Genomic DNA, 16,762 nt, shown 5'->3' with positions numbered 1-16,762 from the left:
TGGTGAGGATGGAGGCCGAGCGATCCGATCCCTTCTTCCAGGCGCGGGCACCAATGAAGAGGATGGAGATGAGGGAAAGCAAGACGAGGATGACGACCGTCAATTCGAGGAGGGTCATTCCGGACTTTGCTTTCATGCTTTGGGTGTTGGTCAGTTTCATAGTGTGTTATTTTCTATTTTCTATTCGGGTGTGTTGTTTTTTGTCAGATAGAGAAGGCCGTTCGAATCAGCAGAGTTCTGAGTTCTTCAAATTCGTCGGGATAATCTCGGAAAGGGGTGGTTGTCGGCGATGGGAAAGTGACCGGTTGGATCAGTCGCCGTCGTCGTTCTTGTTCATTTTCACGTTCTGGAAAGTTTCTTGTGTGATGACGCCCTGATTGAGCAGGCGGCGGAGATTGGAATCCCACTCGATGTTGCCCGCGCGGCGGATCACGTCTTCGAGCGAGCGGGCCCCGCCGTCGTAGTTGGCGATGGCGCTGGAAACCGCGTCGTCGTTGTTCTGAAGGAATTCGTAGGTGAGGACCCGCCGCTGGACGCCATTGAGAAGTCCTTGGGAATGGATGAAAATGAGGATTTCAGCCAGGCGGCTGAGAACCGAGGTGTGGCTCTCCTTCGGATAGAGTTCGAGAATCCGTCCGATCGTCTTGACGGCTCCGGTGGTATGAAGGGTGGAGAGAACCAAGTGTCCGGTTTGCGCGGCTTCCATGCAGGTTTCCATCGCCTCGCGGTCCCGAATTTCCCCGAGGAGAATGATGTGGGGAGCTTTCCGAAGGACATCTTTGAGGCCCTGGCGGTAGGAATGGACGTCGCGACCAACTTCCTGTTGGGTCACGATGCTGGGAGATGGAATGCGATGGCCCGGATAGTCGGGATCATCCATATCATCGGGATATTGATACTCGATGGGATCCTCAACAGTGACGATGTGCTTCGGGTGGTTGCGACGCGCCCAGTCAATGAGAGAAGCGAGTGTCGTGGACTTGCCGGAACCGGTGGGGCCCGTGACGAGGCAAAGGCCGGCACGTTTCAGAACGCCGTGGCGCAAGGTGTCGGTCGTATCCGGGTCGATGCCCAGAGACTCAAGCTCCGGGATGAAATCGTTGAGAATCCGGCAGGTGACGCCCAGTCCGGACGAGCTCAAGTGGGCTTGGATCCGCAAGCGGCCGGAGCGTTCGCCGCTGTCGCCCATGGGGATGCCGTCGCAGGAGAAGTCAGCCACCCGGCTTTCGGAGAAGGCGGCGATGGCGAGGCGGATCTTCTCATCCACCCGCATGTTCATACTTTGCTCCTGGCCGAAGCCATGGCTGCCGCTCTCGCGGTTGGTGATGAGCTCCTTGAGGATTTCATCCATGTTGCCGGCTGATAGAATCCCGAGAAAATCGAGCTTCTCCATGCCCTTGTTGGTATGGATATAAACCGGACGATCCGCCCGCATCTGGATGTCGGATACGCGCAACTCGCGGCAAACCCGGAAGATGATTCCCAACAGGTCGGTCCCCTTCATGCCTGGTGCGAAACGCACCGGCGCGGCTGCCGGGGCATACCCTGGAAGCGGTGGTGGTTCGACGACTGCGGTGAAAACGGACATGGTGATGAAGCGTTGAATCCCTAACGAAAGAAAATCAGTTGAATGCCTGGGGTTCGTGGGACTGGCCCTCGAAGCGGGCGATGGTTTCGGAACAGGATTCGCGGATGCGGCAGAGGAACGTGAAACGCTCGTCGCACTCGGTGATCCGCTGCGGGGAAAGCAACTCCCAGTTTTTCGTGCGCTCCCATTGTTGGGCGATGGTGACGTAGCGATTCATGCAATGATCCAGCAAGGCCAGATATTGCTTCATTTGCGGGATGGTGAACGTGGGATGCTCGCCGCGGTAATTATTGAACATCAGCTCCAAGATGTTCGATGCCGCGGCGGCTGCTGTTAGTGCGGGCCTCGGATCGTTTTCCTGCTTCAGACAGTATTGAATGGTGTCCTCCGCGAGTTTCGCGGCCGATGGAGTGAGCTCGGGCCGGGTGCCCATCTGCGACTCAGTTAGAAACAGGTGCAGCGAGTTGTAGTTCGCGTAGTGCGACGGATCCAACTGATAGGCGAAGCGCAGCTTGTCTTCGATCTGGCGGCGGATGTAGCGCTTGTGCGCCTCGTTCGCAGCCTTCGGATTGGTCCTGACTTCGGAAACGTTTTCCAGAGACGTGAGGAGATTTTCAAACCGGTTTTCGAGGGAAGCGGGTGGTTTGGCTACGGATTTTTCCGAGGCGTCCTTATGAGCGGCGGCCTTCGCGTCATGATCGTGGTCACCGCCAGCGGTTCCGTGGAAGTAAGTCTCGATCGGCCCTTGCATCGCCATCGCGAAAACCTCGCCGTAAGGACTTCCATTGATCCCGAGCGGGTTCAATGGGGCGTTCAATTCGGGCTTCACCACCAGCGGGCGGCCGGCAAACGCCCAGACACAAGCGCCAGCGCCGATGAGGCAGGCGGAGAGTGCGTTGGAAAGTGTGCGGGACATGGTAAAAGGTGTTAGCGGCTGGAGTTTTTTGGTTTCAGGCGGAGAGCTTGGTGCGGAAGCAGAGGCGGGAGACGCCGGTGTAAACCGCCAGGATTCCACCGAAATAGAGAATCATGCTCCAGAAGTCTCCGGTGGGCAGAGCGCCGGTTTTGAAAAACAAACGCTGTGTTAGATCCGCGAAATCGTAGTGGGGCGAGAACAACCACACTCCGTGAAGAATCGGATTGGCTTCAAGTTGAAGCATGTTCTTGAGATAGCCGACGCCGTAGAGTCCATAGAGCGTGATTCCCATGGTGGTCGCGAAGCCGGTGATCCCGCCAAAACGCGAGGCGATCGCTGTCGCCAAGGCCAGCAACGGGCCAGTCACCAGCAGAAACAGCGTGACGTATTGCAAATTCAGCGTCCACCACATCGCATGCTCGACCGGATCGGCCGGAGCCGCGGCAAATTGGCAGATCGCGGCGGTTATCAGTGCCAGTGGGGCGACGAAACAGAACACCGCGAGCCAAATTTCAAAAAGTTGCCGCGTCGCGGACAGCCCGGTGGTCTGGAAATACTCCCCCACCCCGGTCTTGGCGTTGGTTTCACCCTCGCGAGCGGCGGTGAACAAGCCCCAGAGCACGGTGCAAACCCAGAGTGTGCCCCAAGCGGCTTGGATTCTCGCTGGCTGAACGAGAATCGGCTTCTCGGTGGCGCTGGAAATCATCGGCAGAGCGAAAGGCAGCGCGATTACCGCAAGAGCACAAATCGCCCAGGCCTTGCGCTGGAAAATCGTTGCTAATGTAAGTCGGAAAAGTCTCATGGCTTCGTTCAGTTCATCAAATTCTTCAGGCCGCTCCAGGTCTGGCCGCTTTCGTTGAGATGGCGGGCGTTTTTGCCTTCGATCATCAACGCGCTGGGCATTTCCATCGAGTCGTAGTCCGGGTGGCAGCTCACGAGACGGAGCACGTTGGCGGAGGATTCCTTCCAGATTTCCTCGAATGCCTGGCGGGCAAAGGCGTCCAAACCGCTGAAGGGTTCGTCGAGAAGAAGAATGTTGCCGCGATCCTGTTTCACCGAAAACTCAGCCATGATCAGGCTGGTTTTGCGACGGTTGCCGGTGGAGAGACGGCCGTAGGGCTTCTTCACGTCGAGTTCGATCCGCGAGGCGAGATCGAGCGCTTCACTGAGCCTCGGCTTCGGAAGCAGCATCCGGAAAACCATTGCCGGAGTGATTTCAGGATCGAAGCGCAGGTCTTCGGGAAGATATTGCAGGAATCCCTCAACCCGGAATTTTCCGGCCACCGGCTTCTGCGTTCCGGCGAGGGTGCGAAGGAGGGTGGTCTTGCCCCGGCCATTGCGGGCCAGGAGGAAATGGGTGCCACCGGCAAGGGTCACCGCTTCCCCGAATCGGGCGAGCGGACTGCCGTAGCCAATTTCAAGACCGGAGTCGAGATGGATGGATGGGGCTGGCTTGGTCATCGTTGTGGATTTCGATTTCGTTGCGGTTCTAGGCTAATTCGGCAGATTGTCAAGATGTCTTAAATATCCGCTTCGCTAACCTTTCCGATATCTAAAATAATCACCTCAGATTGGCAATCTTTTTTTGAACATTTTCAGGCCTTATGTGTCAGTTTTTTAAAAACAATCCTACCAGGTGATTTAAGCCCTTCATAAATCAAGGGTTCTTGGGGATTTGGCGGGCTGCGGGCAAAGCAAAGATTTTTTCTTCGTGACGCGAAGAGAGTGGCTTGTAGAACTCCCCGCAGCGGAATATGGCGGGCAAGCTAACTTACCAACAGGCAGGAGTGGACACGCGCAAAGCGGCCGCTCTGGTGGGCGATATCGGCACTCACGTGCGGAGAACTCAACAAACACGCAAACTGTGGGGAGCCTTCGGGCTTTTCGCAGCCTGCTACGATCTCAGCAGCTACAAGGAGCCGGTCATGATGACGGGCTGCGATGGCGTGGGAACGAAGCTGGAACTGCTTTTGGAGCACGATCTCCTTGAAACCGCCGGCAAGGATCTCGTCGCCATGAGCGTGAACGACATCCTCACCACGGGCGGCGATGCGTTGCTTTTCCTCGATTACATCGGCATCGCTGCCCTGCATGAGGAAAAAATCACCCGCCTCATTTCCGGCATGGCCGACTACCTCGAAGCCTGCGACTGCATTCTCGCGGGAGGCGAAACCGCCGAAATGCCGGGAATCGTCCCCGTGGACGTCATTGAGCTTTCCGGCTTCTGCATCGGCTGCGCCGAAAAGCCCGACCTTATCGATCCTACCACCGTCGCAGTCGGCGATGTCCTCATCGGCTACGCATCCGACAGCATCCACGCCAATGGCTGGTCGCTCGTCCGCCGCGTGCTCAACGAATTCCCCGGCGAAGTCACCGACGAAGAACTCCATGCCTGGCTCAAACCCACCCGTCTCTACCACGACGTCACCCGCGATTTGAAAAAATCCGGCGTGAAGCCGAAAGCGATGTCTCACATCACCGGCGGCGGACTTCCCGAAAACCTCGAACGCCTCTTCCGCGGAATGGGTGCGGATTTGCAAATCCCGAAATGGAACCTTCCCGGCATTGAGAAGCTCCTTTCCCACGTCGATGCGGAAGATCGCTTCCACACCTTCAACATGGGCATCGGCTGGGTCGCGATCGTCGCGGAAGCCGATGTCGAAACCGCCCTCAAGGCGGGCGACGGCGGCACGGTTCTCGGTCGCATGGTTCCCGAAGAAGGGGTCCGCGTTTGCGTAATCGGCGAGTGAGGCTAAAATCCAACCACGCATGAGCGACTTCCTCACCCACGAATGCGGAATCGCCGCAGTCCGGCTCCGCAAACCTCTGGCTTATTACTACGACCGCTACGGCACCAACCTCTGGGGACTGAACAAGCTGTTTCTCCTGATGGAAAAACAGCGAAACCGGGGCCAGGACGGCACCGGGATCGGCTGCGTAAAACTCGACATGCCGATCGGCCAGCCCTACGTCAATCGGCGGCGCGGCGTGGAAAAGGACGCTCTCTCAGAAATTTTCCGCAAGGAGACCAAGGAGTTCTACAAAATGTCCCGCAAGGGACTGATGGATCACAAGGATCCGGAAAGCGTCAAAAAACACTTCGATTTCGGCGGCGAAATCCTCATCGGCCACTTGCGCTACGGCACGTCCGGTGAATTCGACGTCGGCTGCTGCCATCCCTATCTGCGCCGCAGCAACTGGCCGACCCGCACCCTGATGGTGATGGGAAATTTCAACATGACCAACGCAGCCGAGCTCAACGAAGTGCTCATCGACCGCGGTCAACACCCGGTTTTCGGCACTGACACTCAGACGGTGTTAGAGGAAATCGGCTATCATCTCGACGAAGCCCATACCGATCTCTATCGGCAACTGCGCGACGAGGGAGTTCCCGGCGCGGAAATGCCCGGGCGAATCTCCGCGGCGCTCGACGTGCCGAAGCTTGTCGCCGAATCCGCCGCCGCATGGGACGGCGGTTACGCCATCTGTGGCGTCATCGGCAATGGCGACATGTTCGTGATGCGCGATCCGAGGGGCATCCGCCCTTGTCACATGTTGATCACCGACGAGGTCATCGCCTTCGCTTCCGAGCGGGTGCCGCTAATGACTGTTTTCGAAGCAGACGCCAGCGAGGTGAGAGCCGTCGATCCTGGATCGATGATCACTATCAAGTCGGACGGCTCCATGTCCGATTCCCCATTCGCGCCGCCGCAGAAATACACCCCCTGTTCCTTCGAGAAAATTTACTTCTCCCGCGGCAATGATCCGCAGATCTATCGCGAGCGGAAAGCGATGGGAGCTGCTCTTGTCCCGCAGGTCGTCGAATCCATCGGCGGCGCGTTTGAGAAAACCATCTTCTCCTTCATTCCTAACACCGCGGAAACCGCTTACTACGGCTTGATGGACGGACTCCGACTTTTCCGTCGTCAGGAAGTGCGTTCGTCGATCCTGCAAGCCTCGGCCGACGGCTCCCTAACCGCCGATCTGGTGGACGATCTGATCCTGCGCAACTGGCCGAAGGGCGAGAAGGTCGCTCACAAGGATATCAAGATGCGGACCTTTATTTCCCAGGAAAAGGGCCGCGATCAGATGGTCTCCCACGTTTACGACATCACTTACGGCGTCGTGAAACCCGGTGATTTTCTGGTCGCCCTCGACGATTCCATCGTGCGCGGCACCACGTTGAAGCAGTCGATTCTCAAAATTCTCGCCCGCACCAAACCTTCGAAAATCGTCGTTTGTTCCACCGCGCCGCAGATCCGTTATCCAGACTGTTATGGCATCGACATGTCGGAGCTCGGCAAGTTCATCGCTTTCCAGGCAGCCATCGCGCTTCACCGCCGGGCGGGACGACAGTCGTTGCTGGATCGCATTTACGACGATTGCGTGGCCGAGCTGAAGCTTCCGGCCAACGACCGCCGCAACCGTGTCCAACAGGTTTACGCGGCCTTCACCGACGAGGAGATTTCCGCCGAAGTCAGCCGCATGGTCTATCCGGAAGGCATCGACTGGGACGGCGAGGTGCAGGTGATCTTCCAAAATATCGACAACCTCCACGCGTCCATCAAAGGCGAGTGCGGCGACTGGTATTTCACCGGGAACTACCCGACTCCCGGCGGCTACTCGATGGTCAACCAAGCTTACCTCCGCTGGTACGAGGGCGTCGTCGGCCGCAGCTACGACCTGCCGCTCTGATAGATCCTCACCGTTGCTTCCGCATGTGATCGCGGTAGGCGGCGGGCGGGATTCCCACGGTCGCCCGGAACTGCCGCGTCAGCGCGGTCTGGTCGCCGTAGCCGCATGACAGCGCGAGTTCCACAATCGGGATGGTCGTGGTGGCGAGCAATACCGCCGCATGTTCGATCCGCGATTTTCTAACGAACTGTGCGGTGCTCAGGTGAAATACCCGCCGCATCCGCCGGTCGAGCTGGGTGGGTGTTAGCTTCGCGATCTCCGCCAGCTCACCGCCGCGCAACGGTTGGTCTGGGTTCTCGCGAATATGATCGGCGACTTTGGCGATGCCGGCGAGCTCGGCGTCTCCTTCGCGCGGCTCACGAAGATCGCGGGAAACGGAGGCAAGCCCGATCACCGTTCCGCTGGAGTCGTGCAGCGGGATTTTCGTCGCCAGATACCAACCGGCCGAGCCATCGCGGTTGGTCACGAGTTCCAGTTCGTCCGTGACATCGCCACCGGCCATGATGCGCAGGTCCTGCTCGCGGTAATTCTGCGAAAAAACCGGATCGAAAAAATCCTCGGCCGTTTTCCCGATCAAGCGGCTCGCGTTCTTCAGCCCGATCCGCTCGGCGAAGGCCTGGTTCGCCGCGCGGTAACGGAAGTCGGAATCTTTAAGGCAGAACACCACGTCCGGCAGCACCGCGAACAAGCGCTCGCAGAACCGCGGTGAATCGATCCGCGCGATGAATTCGGTATCAATGGCCACATCCGAGCCAAGCCATTCCGTCCGCGGCGTGGCAAGGATCAACTCGCAGTTCCTCGATTTCTGACCGCCTCCGCCGCGACTTGCGGTGGAAACGGTCAAGACCGGGGTGTTATATTTGTCTGCAATGACCTCGCTTTACGATTTGATCGAACGCTGCCGCGAATCCAAGCCTGCTGACGTGGAACTGCCCGACCTTGCGGTTGAACTCGCCGCCGAACTCCTGAGCGAGGCGGTTTCCTGCCAACGGTGGAGCGAGAAAAAACAAGCGCGCCAGATGGCAAGGCTGATGGACGATCCGGAGGGCAAGGCGTTCACCTTCGCGATGGCGGATCAGGTGTTCCGCGCGCCGACCGCCGCACGGGAGGCGAGGCGTTTCCGCGATCTCATTCAGGAACATGGCATTCCCGCCTATCTCCCTTTGGAATCCCGGGTGGCGATGCGCCTCGGTGAAATCGCTTCTAACATCATCCCTGGCGCGACCATGGCGTTGATTGCCGCGAAGATGCGCGACGAGAGTTCCTCCGTCATCCTGCCTGCCGAAGAAGGCGCACTCCGCCATCATCTGGCAAAACGCCGCGAGGCCGGCATGCGGATGAACCTCAACCAACTCGGCGAAGCGATCTTGGGCGAGGAAGAAGCCGGCAAGCGGCTGGCGGGCAATCTCGCGCAGCTTGCGGATCCCTATATCGATTATATTTCCGTGAAAATTTCGGCGATCTTCAGCCAGATTCACCTGGTGGCAGTCACCGAAACTCTGACGGAAATCAAATCGCGCTTACGCCAACTCTATCGGGCCGCGACGCCTGCCAAGTTCGTGAATCTCGACATGGAGGAATACCGCGATCTGCGCCTGACTTGCGACGCTTTCCGGGAGGTGTTGGATGAAGCCGAGTTCAAAAACCTCGAAGCCGGCATCGTGCTGCAAGCCTATCTGCCAGATGCCTGGCCGGTGCAATGCCAGCTCAACGAATGGGCCCGCTGCCGTGTCGGTGGTGGTGGCGCGGGCATCAAGATCCGCATCGTGAAAGGCGCGAATCTCGCAATGGAAAAAGTCGATGCCGAGATTCACGACTGGCCGCTGGCGACCTATGGTTCGAAGGCCGAGGTGGACGCGAATTTCAAGCGCATGCTCCACGAAGGATGCCGTCGGGAAAACGCTCGGGCAGTTAGACTCGGCGTGGCCAGCCATAATTTGTTCGATATCGCCTACGGCCTCCTGCTCCGTGCCCGCGAAGGCGTGGAGAGCCGGGTGGAGTTTGAAATGTTAGAAGGTATGGCGAACCACCAGGCGCGAACCGTCCGCGATGCCGCCGCCGGTCTGTTGCTGTATGTGCCGGTGGTGAAGCGCGAGGACTTTCCCCGTGCCATCGCCTATCTGGTCCGCCGCCTCGACGAGAACACCTCGCCGGAGAATTTCCTGCATGACCTGTTTGGCATGGCTCCGGGCGATGCCGCGTGGCAAAGACAGAAGTCCCGTTTCCTCACCGCTTGTGACGGAATCCACACCACGTCAGCCGGCCCGCGACGGGTGCAGAACCGCACGACTGAGACCGCTGTTCCGTTAGGTGATGCGTTTCACAACGAAGCCGATACCGATTGGTCGCTTCCGCACAACGTCGCATGGATCCGTGAAAAAGTGGAATCGCTTGCGGTTGCCCGGATCGCTCCGTTGCCGCTCCAGATCGGCGGCGACCTGGTCGAAGGCGCGGCTCAGGCAATTGCCAGCGATCCGTCGCGGCCTGGCGTCGAAGCCTATCGCTATGCGATGGCCGACGCCTCTCAGATCCAAAGCGCTCTTGAAACCGCAGTGGCTGCCAGGGAATCATGGCAGGCACTGGGTTTTGCAGGTCGCGGCGAGTTGCTAGAGCAAGCCGCCGCCACACTGGCGGACTGCCGCGGTGAGGCGATCGCGACGATGGTCATGGATGCGGGAAAATCGGTGATGGAGGCGGATGCCGAATTCAGCGAGGCCATCGATTTCGCGAACTACTACGCCCGTGCGTTTTCCGAGGAATGGTTCGACGGTTCTATCTTTAAACCGTTAGGCACGGTGCTGGTCACGCCGCCGTGGAATTTTCCTCTCGCGATTCCCTGCGGCGGCATCCTCGCCGCGCTGGTCGCGGGGAATACCGTGATTCTCAAACCCGCTCCGGAAACGGTGCTCACCGCATGGGTGATGGTGAACGCGCTGTGGGAGGCGGGCATTCCCAAGGAAGCCCTGCAATTCCTGCCGTGCCTCGACGATGAAACCGGCCGGTCGCTGGTCACGGATCCGCGGATTGGCGCGGTCATTCTAACCGGTGCCTATGAAACCGCGCGGATGTTCCTCGGTTGGAAGCCGGATCTGCGGTTGTTCGCCGAGACCTCGGGAAAAAACGCGCTCATCATCACCGCCGCCGCCGATCCCGATCTGGCGGTGAAGGACTTGGTGAAAAGCGCGTTCGGCCACGCCGGGCAAAAGTGCTCGGCTGCCTCGCTGGCAATCGTGGAAGCGGAAGTTTATGACGATCCCGGCTTCCGCCGCCGTGTGCTCGATGCGGCGGCCTCGCTTCACGTCGGGAGTTCCTGGCGCTACGACAGTTTCGTGACGCCCGTCGTCCGTGAGCCCGGCGATGCGCTGCTGCGTGCCCTAACGATTTTGGACGAGGGTGAGGAATGGCTGCTGGAGCCAAAGATGATCGATGGCAATCCGTGCCTCTGGTCACCGGGAATCAAGCTTGGCGTGACGCAAGGAAGCTGGTTTCACCGCACGGAATGCTTCGGCCCGGTGCTGGGATTGATGCGGGCCGATGATCTTGAGCACGCGATTGAAATTCAAAACGCCTCGGACTTCGGCCTAACCGGCGGCATTCATTCTCTCGATCCCGCCGAGATCGCGATCTGGCGCGAGCGGGTGGAAGTTGGAAATGCCTACATCAACCGCGCGATCACGGGAGCCATCGTCCAGCGCCAGCCGTTTGGTGGTTGGAAGCGTTCGTGCTTCGGAACCGGCGCGAAAGCCGGAGGACCGAATTATGCGGCGCAGTTTGGCTCGTGGAGTAGTGAGGGTTCGCCATCGCATCGGCTCGGAGGGAAGAATCGATTGTTAGGAGAGTTGATCAAGGCAGGTGGCGATGCCGATGTCCTAACTGCTGCTGCAGAGAGCGATGCTTATTGGATGGCATCAGTTTTTTCAAAGGAGCACGACCCGTCCGGTTTGAAATGCGAGTCGAACATTTTCCGCTACCGGTCTTTCGCCCGCGTCCTTGTCCGGGCCACTGAAGGATCGGATAGAGCGGTGCTCGACCGGATCCTGCTGGCGGCGTTCGCCTCGGGAGCGGAAGTGGAGTTGTCCTTGCCTGAGGATTCCAATTTCTCCGGCTGGAAGGGCAGGACCTGGCGTGAAAGCGAAAGCACGCTGTGCCGCCGGCTTGAGGCCGGAGGCTACGGGTTGGTCCGGACGCCCATGGCATCGCCCGCGCTGGCGGAGGCTGCGATTGAAGCTGGGACGAGGCTGGTTTCCAGCACGCCAGCGCTCAATGGCAGGATTGAACTGCTTCCTTATTTCCGCGAGCAGGCGATTTCGGAAACCCTGCATCGGCACGGTCTCCTCAGGACCGTCACATGTGCTTGATCGTTGCCCGCGAGAAGATCGCGTAAACGGCCGGCACCACGAACAGCGTCAGGAAGCCCGAGAAAATCAGCCCGCCGACCACGGCGATGCCGAGCGACTGGCGGGATCCGCCGGACGAACCTAACGACAACGCAATCGGCAGGATGCCGAAGACGGTCGCAAGGCTCGTCATCAGGATCGGCCGGAAGCGCGAGATCGAGGCTTCCAGCGCCGCTTCCACCCGGGAGAGTCCGGCTTCCTTCCGCTGGTTCGCGAACTCCACGATGAGGATGCCGTTCTTCGTCACGATGCCGACCAACATGATGATTCCTATCTCACTGAAGACATTTAGGGTCTGATCCGTGACGTGGAGCGACAGCAACGCCCCGGCAACCGACATTGGCACCGTTAGAATGATGATGAACGGGTCACGGAAGCTTTCGAACTGCGCCGCCAGCACCAGATAAATGATCAGCAACGCCAGCAGGAACGCGAACAACAGTGAGGACGAACTCTCCGCGAAATCACGGGATTGCCCGGCGAGCGAAGTGTGGAAACCTTCCGGCAGAACTTTTTTCGCAACGGCATCAAGCGCCACGATACCATCGCCCAATGTGTATCCCGCCGCAGGCGTGCCTTGAATGGTAGCAGACACCGAACGGTCAAACCGATAGATCGCCGCCGGACTGGCCGACTCGCTGAAGCTCACCATATTGTCGAGCGACACCATCTTTCCACCGGTCGTTCGAACGAAGAGCTTTTTCAAATCGCGCGGGTCGTTGCGATCCTCGCGCTGCATCTGGGCGATGATCTGGTATTGCTTGCCGTCTTTAAGGAAATAACCGAATCGTCTGCCCGAGTAGGCAAACTCCATGGTCCGCGCGATTTCCTCCACCGATATTCCGAGGACCGCCGCTTTTTTCCGATCGATGGAAATGATGCCCTCTGGATGATTCACTTTCAGGTTTGCGTCGAGCTGGGTCAGCGCCGGACTTTTGCGCGCCTCATCGAGGAAAACAGGGAGAACCTTGACGAGCGCTTCGAAGTTAGGCGCCTGCAAAACATAAGCCAGCGGCTGGCCGCCACGGCGGTCGCCGATGGTCGGCGGTTGGTTTGCGAACGCCTGAACCCCGGTGAAATCCCGCATCGCCTCGGTGATCTGGCTGGCGATTGTGTCCTGGGACCGGGCGCGCTCCTCTGACGATGTTAGATAAATGATCACCGTGCCACCATTGGCCGAGTTCCGTCCGCCTCCGCCGCCGACGATGCTGAAACAACGGTAAACCTCGGGAATGTTCTCGTCCACTTGGTCGGCGATTTTGTCCATCCAGCTCTCGGTGTATTCAAACGTGGAGCCCTCCGGAGCCGTGATGGCGACGCGGATGTTCTCGCGATCCTCCAGCGGCGCGAGCTCCCGCGGAAGTTTCATGACGAGCCACGCAATGAGCAAGCCGTTTCCTAGCAGAATCGGGATGGCCAGCCAGCGCCAGCGAAGGAACGGTGCCAACATGCGACGGTAACCCTTCGTGATAAATTTGAAAAACGGCTCAGTAGCCCGATAGAAAAAGTTCGGCCTGTCACCTTGCTTCTTCAGCAGGAAACGGCACATCATCGGCGAAAGCGTGAGCGCGACGAAAGCGGAAACAATCACGCAACCCGCCACGGTGATGCCGAACTCGCGGAACAAACGCCCGGTTAGACCAGACAGGAAAATGATCGGCAGAAACACCGCCGCCAGCGCGACCGTGGTGGAGATCACCGCGAAATAGATTTCCTTCGATCCAGTCAGGGTGGCTTCCAGCGGCGACATACCCTCCTCGATCTTCGTGTAAATATTTTCCAGAACGACGATCGCATCATCGCAAACAAGTCCGATGGACAACACGATGGCAACGAGCGTGAGCACGTTGATCGAGAAGCCGGCAATGTACATCACGAAGAAGCCGGCAACGATGCTGACGGGAATCGCGATGACTGGAATGATCGTGGACCGCCAGTCGCGGAGAAACAGGAAAATGATCATCGCCACCAGTACGAACGCGATGACCAGCGTTTCCTCGACTTCCTTCACCGAACGCCTGACAAAGCGCGTGAAATCGTATCCCACCTCGACCGTCATGTCCGGCGGAACTTCCTTCTTCACCTGTTCGAGCCGTTTGTAGAATTCGTCCGCGATGGCGATCGCATTGGTATTCGGCTGCGGGATGATCGCGACGCCGATCCGATAGAGACCCTTGTTCTTCAGTCCCGTGCGGAGGTTTTCCGCCCCGAGTTCGGCGTAACCAATGTCGCGGAAAAGGATCTGCCGGCCGCTCTCCTGCTTGATGATGAGGTTGTCGAATTCCTCGGCTGTACCAAGCCGACCGAGGGTTCTCAGAGACAGCTCGTTGTTGGATCCTTCAAGCCGACCGCTGGGCAGATCGACGTTCTGGGCGTCGAGCGCGTCCTGCACGTCCTCTGGCGTAAGTCCGTGGACGGCGAGTTTCACCGGATCCATCCACAGCCGCATGGCGTAGCGTTTTTCCCCGAAGATCCTAACGGACGCAACGCCCGGGATCGTCTCCATCCGCTCACGAACCATACGGTCGGCCATGTCGTTGATCTCCAACACGCCGCGCTTGTCGCTGGTCATCGTGAGGAAAAGAATGGGCGATGAATCGGCATCGGCCTTCTCGACGACCGGTGGGTTCGCATCGACGGGCAAGGTCCGGGCCGCACGCGAGACTCTGTCGCGGACGTCGTTGGCAGCCGTGTTGATGTCGGAATCCAGCGTGAACTCCACGGTGATCGTGCTCCGTTCCTCGACCGATTCCGACGAAATCGTACGAATGCCCGAAATGCCGTTGATCACCTGTTCCAACGGCTCGGTGATTTGCGAGGCGATGACATCCGGGTTCGCTCCCGAATACGTGGTCTGCACCGTGACGATAGGTGGATCAACCGCTGGATATTCGCGGACGCCGAGGAATGAAAATCCGACGACGCCGAACAAAACGAGGACGACCGACATCACGATCGCGAGAACCGGCCGCCGGATGCTGGTTTCCGATAGACTCATGGCTTGGCGGCGGTCACTTCCAGGCCGGGGCGCATGCGCAGCAGGTTGGTGGTGGCGACGAGATCACCTTCATTCAAGCCGCGCAAGACCTGCACTTTGTCCTCGGTGCGGACGCCGATTTCGACGGACACCAGCTTCGCCTTGCCGTCGGAAATCACGTAAACTCCCTGCCCTCGCTGCGATGGAACGATCGCCTGGCTTGGCACCAGGAAGCCGTTGGTCTTGCCATCCAGAGTGAGCGTTACTTCGGCGAATCCGCCCGGCAGCAGCCCCTTCGGAGTGTCACAGACTCCGCGAACTAACAGACTTCGCGTGGTCGCCTCGATGGCCGGCTCAATCACCGTCACCACTCCGTCGAATACCTGGCCATTGCCAGCAACGCTGAACGTAAATTTCTGCCCCTGCTTTACCTCGCTCGAATAGCGCTCCGGCAACGGGAAATCCACCTTGATCCGCGAGACATCCTGCAAGGTGACCAGCGGCGTGGTCGAAGAAACGAAAGCGCCTTCACTCACCTGCCGCACCCCCACCCGGCCGGAGAACGGCGCAAGGATCGCGGTTTTCGAAATCAGGACTGCCTGCGTGTTCCGTTGGGCCTGGAGGACCGACAGTTCCGCAGTGGAACTGTCGAACTCCTGCTGACTGATCGCCTTCCGCGGCAGCAAATTGTCGACCCGTTGTTTATTGGTCATCGCCAATTTCAAGCGGGCGTCAATTTCACCCAGCTCGGCTAACAGATCACTATCATCCAGTTTGAAAAGCAAATCCCCCGCCGCGACATCCGAGCCTTCCTTCACCTCGATCTTCATCAGCCGCCTCGACAGCTCCGACACCAGCGTGACCGATTCGTTCGCCCTTAAGGTGCCGACGGTCGCGATCGTCTGCTCGAATGGCTCGGCCTTCACTGTGTATAGTTCCGCAGGCAGCGGACCGGAAGGCACCTTGCCCTTCGGCGCTTGCGCGAAGGCACTCGCGACCAACAACGGTGCGACGAGCCATTTCAAAAAGGGTTGCGCGTTTCGGAACATCATGGGCGGCAGTAGCGGAGTCGTGAAATCAGCAAGGTGCAAGACAAACTGCTAATTCGTCATCACCACCGGCTCGATGGAACCGTCCGGTTTGTGGAACATCTTGTCGATGGCGGTTTCCCGCCCGCCGGAATACGGTCCATCGCCCTGGCGGTTGTTCCAGCGGTGATAGACGATGTACCAGGCTCCGGTCGCGGGGATCTGGATGATCGAGTGATGACCCGGCCCCTTGTTGTGATCATCGCTTTTCAAAATGACGCCGCGGTATTCCCACGGACCGAAGGGCGTTTTCGATGTCGAGTGATGCACCGAATACGTCGTGTCCTGCCAGTTTCCGTGACTGTAGGTAAGGTGATAGAGTCCACCTTGATAATGCATGAACGCCCCCTCCGTAAAATTTTTCGGCGTCTCTACATCGATCTCCTTGCGGAGCCCCGTCATGTCGTTGTCCAACTCGAACACCCGCAACTTCGCCCCGGCACTGCCACCGGCGTAAAGATAGAATTTATGACTCTGCGGATCCTCAAACACCATCGGATCGATCGCTTCGAAACCATTTCCCCCGGTCAGCAGCACCTTGCCGGAATCCTTGAATGGCCCTGCTGGAGAATTCCCCACCGCCACCCCGATCCGCGACGGGCGGGTTTCACTTTGAGGGCCGACCGAGTAATAGAAATAATAGCTGGCCCCCTTCGCCACGATGCATGGTGCCCATGGTCCGAGGTCCCGCTGTTTTTCGGATTTCAACCATGGCACATCCTTCAAATCGAGAATCGGCCCAACCTTTTCCCAAGTCTTCTGCGGCGTCATCTTGAATGCCCAGAAGTTTTTCCCCTTCTCGCTGTGGGTCGGATAAATCCAGACGGTCCCGTCAAACACCGCCGCATGCGGATCCGCACCGGGGAAAATCGGATTCGCCGCACCCGCGACCAGCGGGGAGAGGGCGAGTAAAACGAGGATTTTCCGGCAAAGCATGCGCGGTTTGATACGGCGGATTTTATCGAATGCTATCTGGGCGGTGTCTTTGTACGTAGTTTAACCCTTTAGGGCAATGCCTTTAAGGATTCGTGAAGATGATGGTTTTCAGGAGGGGTCTTGAGCTGGCGATTTTTGTCTTGGGCCAGTCTTTGATTGGTTGTC

The 16,762-nt window shown here is 58.6% G+C and carries 11 protein-coding genes; 3 read left to right on the top strand and 8 right to left on the bottom strand.

From position 1 onward, the window contains the following. Nucleotides 1–310: 310 nt before the first annotated feature. The 4 genes from ABIQ96_RS18330 to ABIQ96_RS18315 are packed head-to-tail and all read right to left on the bottom strand — an operon-like array spanning nucleotide 311 to nucleotide 3,965. The gene (locus ABIQ96_RS18330; protein ID WP_348216080.1) at nucleotides 311–1,588 is read right to left on the bottom strand and encodes an ATPase, T2SS/T4P/T4SS family; all 1,278 of its coding nucleotides are present in this window, start codon (nucleotides 1,586–1,588) and stop codon (nucleotides 311–313) included. A 34-nt stretch (nucleotides 1,589–1,622) separates the two neighbouring features. After that, nucleotides 1,623–2,504 (bottom strand): hypothetical protein, encoded by an 882-nt coding sequence (locus ABIQ96_RS18325; RefSeq protein WP_348216079.1) that lies wholly within the window; start codon nucleotides 2,502–2,504, stop codon nucleotides 1,623–1,625. A gap of 34 nt (nucleotides 2,505–2,538) precedes the next feature. Beyond that, entirely contained in the window at nucleotides 2,539–3,306 is a 768-nt protein-coding gene (locus ABIQ96_RS18320; protein ID WP_348216078.1) for a hypothetical protein, read from the bottom strand. Nucleotides 3,307–3,314: 8 nt separating this feature from the next. Then, nucleotides 3,315–3,965: an ATP-binding cassette domain-containing protein gene (locus tag ABIQ96_RS18315; RefSeq protein ID WP_348216077.1), complete on the bottom strand. Its 651-nt coding sequence runs from the start codon at nucleotides 3,963–3,965 to the stop codon at nucleotides 3,315–3,317. Between the two features lie 293 nt (nucleotides 3,966–4,258). On the opposite strand from ABIQ96_RS18315, the gene purM reads away from it, so the two are divergent. Beyond that, on the top strand, nucleotides 4,259–5,254 hold the full coding sequence (purM, locus tag ABIQ96_RS18310; RefSeq protein WP_348216076.1) for a phosphoribosylformylglycinamidine cyclo-ligase: 996 nt from the start codon (nucleotides 4,259–4,261) through the stop codon (nucleotides 5,252–5,254). 19 nt (nucleotides 5,255–5,273) lie between these two features. Continuing rightward, nucleotides 5,274–7,199, top strand: a complete 1,926-nt coding sequence (locus ABIQ96_RS18305; protein WP_348216075.1) for an amidophosphoribosyltransferase — start codon at nucleotides 5,274–5,276, stop codon at nucleotides 7,197–7,199. A gap of 7 nt (nucleotides 7,200–7,206) precedes the next feature. Here ABIQ96_RS18305 and ABIQ96_RS18300 read toward each other — a convergent pair whose 3' ends face one another. Further along, nucleotides 7,207–8,043: an AraC family transcriptional regulator gene (locus tag ABIQ96_RS18300; RefSeq protein WP_348216074.1), complete on the bottom strand. Its 837-nt coding sequence runs from the start codon at nucleotides 8,041–8,043 to the stop codon at nucleotides 7,207–7,209. 25 nt (nucleotides 8,044–8,068) lie between these two features. Here ABIQ96_RS18300 and ABIQ96_RS18295 point away from each other — a divergent pair, with 25 nt between their 5' ends. Beyond that, a complete protein-coding gene (locus ABIQ96_RS18295; RefSeq protein ID WP_348216073.1) occupies nucleotides 8,069–11,557 on the top strand; it encodes a bifunctional proline dehydrogenase/L-glutamate gamma-semialdehyde dehydrogenase in 3,489 nt (1,162 codons plus the stop codon). Here the strand turns inward: ABIQ96_RS18295 and ABIQ96_RS18290 are convergent. Genes ABIQ96_RS18290 through ABIQ96_RS18280 form a run of 3 tightly spaced genes read right to left on the bottom strand, consistent with a single transcriptional unit; the run spans nucleotide 11,544 to nucleotide 16,597 of the window. After that, nucleotides 11,544–14,594: an efflux RND transporter permease subunit gene (locus ABIQ96_RS18290; RefSeq protein WP_348216072.1), complete on the bottom strand. Its 3,051-nt coding sequence runs from the start codon at nucleotides 14,592–14,594 to the stop codon at nucleotides 11,544–11,546. The genes ABIQ96_RS18295 and ABIQ96_RS18290 overlap by 14 nt on opposite strands. Then, complete coding sequence (locus ABIQ96_RS18285) at nucleotides 14,591–15,625, bottom strand: efflux RND transporter periplasmic adaptor subunit (protein WP_348216071.1); 1,035 nt, start codon at nucleotides 15,623–15,625, stop codon at nucleotides 14,591–14,593. The genes ABIQ96_RS18290 and ABIQ96_RS18285 overlap by 4 nt, the downstream gene beginning before the upstream one ends. A 48-nt stretch (nucleotides 15,626–15,673) precedes the next feature. Then, nucleotides 15,674–16,597: a family 43 glycosylhydrolase gene (locus ABIQ96_RS18280; RefSeq protein WP_348216070.1), complete on the bottom strand. Its 924-nt coding sequence runs from the start codon at nucleotides 16,595–16,597 to the stop codon at nucleotides 15,674–15,676. Nucleotides 16,598–16,762: the final 165 nt, after the last annotated feature.

The organism is Luteolibacter sp., from assembly GCF_039920825.1.
Classification (GTDB): Bacteria; Verrucomicrobiota; Verrucomicrobiia; order Verrucomicrobiales; family Akkermansiaceae; genus Luteolibacter.
This window is presented reverse-complemented; position numbering and strand designations above follow the sequence as displayed.

Excerpts from the sequence above, each read along its gene's own strand:
- ABIQ96_RS18330 (WP_348216080.1), bottom strand. The coding sequence starts at position 1,588 with ATGTCCGTTTTCACCGCAGTCGTCGAACCACCACCGCTTCCAGGGTAT.
- ABIQ96_RS18325 (WP_348216079.1), bottom strand. The coding sequence starts at position 2,504 with ATGTCCCGCACACTTTCCAACGCACTCTCCGCCTGCCTCATCGGCGCT.
- ABIQ96_RS18320 (WP_348216078.1), bottom strand. The coding sequence starts at position 3,306 with ATGAGACTTTTCCGACTTACATTAGCAACGATTTTCCAGCGCAAGGCC.
- ABIQ96_RS18315 (WP_348216077.1), bottom strand. The coding sequence starts at position 3,965 with ATGACCAAGCCAGCCCCATCCATCCATCTCGACTCCGGTCTTGAAATT.
- purM (WP_348216076.1), top strand. The coding sequence starts at position 4,259 with ATGGCGGGCAAGCTAACTTACCAACAGGCAGGAGTGGACACGCGCAAA.
- ABIQ96_RS18305 (WP_348216075.1), top strand. The coding sequence starts at position 5,274 with ATGAGCGACTTCCTCACCCACGAATGCGGAATCGCCGCAGTCCGGCTC.
- ABIQ96_RS18295 (WP_348216073.1), top strand. The coding sequence starts at position 8,069 with ATGACCTCGCTTTACGATTTGATCGAACGCTGCCGCGAATCCAAGCCT.
- ABIQ96_RS18290 (WP_348216072.1), bottom strand. The coding sequence starts at position 14,594 with ATGAGTCTATCGGAAACCAGCATCCGGCGGCCGGTTCTCGCGATCGTG.
- ABIQ96_RS18285 (WP_348216071.1), bottom strand. The coding sequence starts at position 15,625 with ATGATGTTCCGAAACGCGCAACCCTTTTTGAAATGGCTCGTCGCACCG.
- ABIQ96_RS18280 (WP_348216070.1), bottom strand. The coding sequence starts at position 16,597 with ATGCTTTGCCGGAAAATCCTCGTTTTACTCGCCCTCTCCCCGCTGGTC.